Source organism: Falsiroseomonas sp., assembly GCF_030695085.1.
Taxonomy (GTDB): domain Bacteria; phylum Pseudomonadota; class Alphaproteobacteria; order Acetobacterales; family Acetobacteraceae; genus Falsiroseomonas.
The window spans coordinates 1-3274 of record NZ_JAUYTS010000094.1; the positions used below are offsets into that span (position 1 = coordinate 1).

The window sequence follows — 3274 nt, forward strand, 5'->3', positions numbered from 1 at the left end:
ACACCCCACCCGCCAAGGGGCAGTGGCCCCTTGGAACCCGTGAATCATGAGCAGGAAAGGACAGGGCCCGACGGAACCGACGAGCATGCGGTGCAGCTGCGCCCCTCTCCTTTCCTGCTCAAAGTCCTGTGGTCCAGGAGGCCCCTGCCTTCTGGCGGGGGGGTGCAGGGGGGGCAGCGCCCCTCCTGCGGGCCACAGGCGCAACACGCCCATGTCCACTACAGGTTCCGCCGGGCTTCGGTCAGGGCGCGGTCCTTGGCGGGGTCGATCCACCAGGTTTCGAGGCCGAGGCCGTAGCGCGGGTTGCGTTCGGGGCGGCCGAATTTGTCCCAGAAGGCGATGCGGAAGCTGCGGGTGTGCCAGTTCGGGATCATGAAGTTGTTCCACAGCAGCACGCGGTCCAGCGCGCGGGTGCGGGCGATGAGTTGTTCGCGGTCCGGTGCGCTGATCACCAGCTCTACCAGCTCGTCGATCGCCGGGTCGCTGATGCCGGCGACGTTGCGGCTGCCGTTCTCCCGCGCCTTGGCGGAGGAGAAGAAGTCCCGCTGTTCGTTGCCGGGGGACAGCGACTGGCCGATGACGTCCACGGTCATGTCGAAGTCGAAGGCGTCGATGCGGGTCTGGTATTGCGCCGGGTCCACGGTGCGGACGCGGACGGCCATGCCGATGCGCTCCAGCGCCTGGACATAGGGCAGCGCGATGCGTTCGAAGGTGGCGCCTTGCAGCAGGATCTCGAATTCGAAGGGCTGGCCTTGCGGCCCGACCAGGCGGCGGTTCTGCACTCGCCAGCCGGCGGCCTGCAGCAGGCGGAGCGCGTTGCGGATGCCCTCGCGGTTGTTGCCGGAGCCGTCGGTGACGGGAAGCTTGTACTCGGTGGTGAAGACTTCCTCCGGCACGCGGCCGCGGAAGGGTTCCAGGATCGCGAGTTCGGCGCCCGTCGGCAGACCAGATGAAGCCAATTCGGAGTTGGAGAAGTAGCTTTGCGTGCGGGTGTAGCTGCCGAAGAACAGGTTGGCGTTCATCCACTCATAGTCGAACAGCTCGATCAGCGCGCGGCGCACGCGGGCGTCCTGGAACAGCGGCCGGCGCAGGTTCATGGCGAAGGCCTGCATGCCGGTGGGCAGTTCGTGGCGCACCTCATCCTGCTTCGCCAGGCCGCGGCGCATGGCGGGGAAGTCGTAGCCGGTGGCCCAGTCGCGCGCGCTGTTTTCCGTGCGGAAGTCGATCTGCCCGGCCTTGAAGGCTTCCAGCGCCACGGTGGTGTCGCGGAAGTATTCGTAGCGCTGCACGTCCCAGTTCTGCGTGCCCTTCTGGGTCGGGATGTCCGTCGCCCACCAATCCGGCACGCGGCGATAGACCAGGCTGCGCCCGGCATCGAAGCGCTCCAGCCGGTAGGCGCCGGACCCCAGCGGGGGGTCCAGCAGCGGGCGGGCGAAGTCGCGGCCTTCCCACCAATGGGCCGGCATCACCGGCATCTGGCCGAGGATCAGGCCGAGTTCGCGGTTCTCGTTGCTGCGGAAGCGGAAGGTCACGCGGCGTTCGGACTCGGCCACCACCTCCGTCACATCCCCCCAATAGGACCGGAAGAAGGGCCGGCCATGGGTGCGGAGTGCGTTGAAGGTGAAGACCACGTCGGCGGCGGTGACGGGGCGGCCATCATGCCAGCGGGCGGCCGGGTTCAGCTCGAAGCTGATCGCCATGCGGTCGGCCGGCAGGTCGATCCATTGCGCGAGATAGGGGTATTCGCTGCTCGCCTCGTCGTTGCTGTTGGCCAGCAGCGTGTCATAGATCAGGTTCAGCCCCACGGCGGGGGTGCCGCGCAGCACGTACTGGTTGAAGCTGTCGAAGGACCCGATCGCGGTCAGCGTGATCTCGCCGCCCTTCGGCGCATCGGGGTTCACCCAGGGGAAGTGGGTGAAGTCCACCGGCAGCGCGGGTTCGCCCAGCAGGGACAGCGCATGGGTGCGTATCGCCTGGCCGGGCGCGGCGGAACCGCCGGCGGGCGTTGCGGCATGCAGGGCGCTCGGCGCGAGGCCGAGGGCGGCGGAGAGGGTCAGCAAATCGCGTCGGCGCATGGCTGCTATGTTGGGGGTTCCGACCCGCCACCGCAACCGCGGCTCAGCGGGTTAGCAGGCCCGTCGCTTCCGGCAGCATGGCGGCATCGCCGAGGGCCAGCACGGTGCCGTCGCCATCCAGGCGCAGGGGCCGGCCGGCCCAGTCCGTGCAGGTGCCGCCGGCGCCCTGGATGACCGGCACCAGCGCGGCCCAGTCCCAGGGCTTCATGGTGGCATCCACCACCGCATCCACCAGGCCGAGCGCCAGCAGGCCATAGGCGTAGCAATCGCCGCCCCAGGTGGTGCGGCGCGCGGCGGCCTTCACGGCGGCGAAGCGCGGGGCGGATTTGGCGTCGAACATGTCCGGGGAGGTGCAGGACAATTCGGCCTCCGCCAGCCGGGCGCAGGGCCGGCAGCGCGGCGTGCCGCCGAAGCCGGAGCGGAAGGTGGTGGGCTGGCCGGTGATGCCGGTCCAGCGCTCCCCGGTGGTCGGCTGGTCGATGACGCCGAGCACGGGGATGCCCCGGTGCAGCAGCCCGATCAGCGTGCCGAACAGCGGGCGGCCGGTGACGAAGGCGCGCGTGCCGTCGATCGGGTCCAGCACCCAGACCCATTCGGCGTCCGGGTTGGTATCGCCATATTCCTCGCCGATCACGCCATGGTCGGGGTGGCGTTCGGCGAGCAGGGCGCGGATGGCGCGTTCCGCTGCCCGGTCGGCTTCGGTGACCGGGCTGGCATCGCCCTTCGCCTCCACCAGCAGGGCGGAGCGGAACAGCGGGCGGATGACAGCACCCGCTGCCTCCGCGGCGGCTTCCGCCGTCGCCAGGAAGTCAGCCGCGTCGCTCAGGGCAGCGGCGCCGGCTCGTTGGACAGGGACCGCAGGAAGGCGATCACGTCCGCGCGCTGATTGATGTTGGACATGCCGGCATAGGCCATGCGGGTGCCCGGGATGGCTGCGGAGGGGCGCAGCAGGAAGGCGTTCAGCGCCTCAAAATCCCAAGGTTCGGCGGCCTTCGCCCGCAGCGCGGCGGAGTAGTTGAAGCCCTCGATATGGGCATGCGGGCCGTTCACGATGTTCCACAGGTTCGGGCCGATGCCGTTGTTCCCACCCTCATTGAAGCTGTGGCAGGAGGCGCAGGCGCGCTGCGCGATCTGGCGGCCGGTGTCGGGGTTGGCGGCGGCCAGCAGCGGGCCGATCGGCTGCGGTGCGGCGGCGGCGG

At 69.8% G+C, this 3274-nt stretch carries 3 protein-coding genes; all 3 read right to left on the minus strand.

Annotated elements, in window-relative coordinates; translation table 11 throughout:
• Positions 1 to 218: 218 nt before the first annotated feature.
• The gene (locus Q8S40_RS11470; protein ID WP_305670504.1) at positions 219 to 2075 is read right to left on the minus strand and encodes an extracellular solute-binding protein; all 1857 of its coding nucleotides are present in this window, start codon (positions 2073 to 2075) and stop codon (positions 219 to 221) included.
• A gap of 43 nt (positions 2076 to 2118) precedes the next feature.
• A complete protein-coding gene (gene hisN, locus Q8S40_RS11475) occupies positions 2119 to 2901 on the minus strand; it encodes a histidinol-phosphatase (RefSeq protein ID WP_305670506.1) in 783 nt (260 codons plus the stop codon).
• Positions 2898 to 3274: cytochrome c family protein (locus Q8S40_RS11480; RefSeq protein WP_305670505.1), on the minus strand; the 377-nt coding region annotated here is incomplete at its 5' end. The genes Q8S40_RS11480 and hisN, both read right to left, overlap by 4 nt.

Bases quoted from the DNA above. Each gene is read 5' to 3' on its own strand.
- Q8S40_RS11470 (WP_305670504.1), bottom strand. From the start codon at position 2,075: ATGCGCCGACGCGATTTGCTGACCCTCTCCGCCGCCCTCGGCCTCGCG.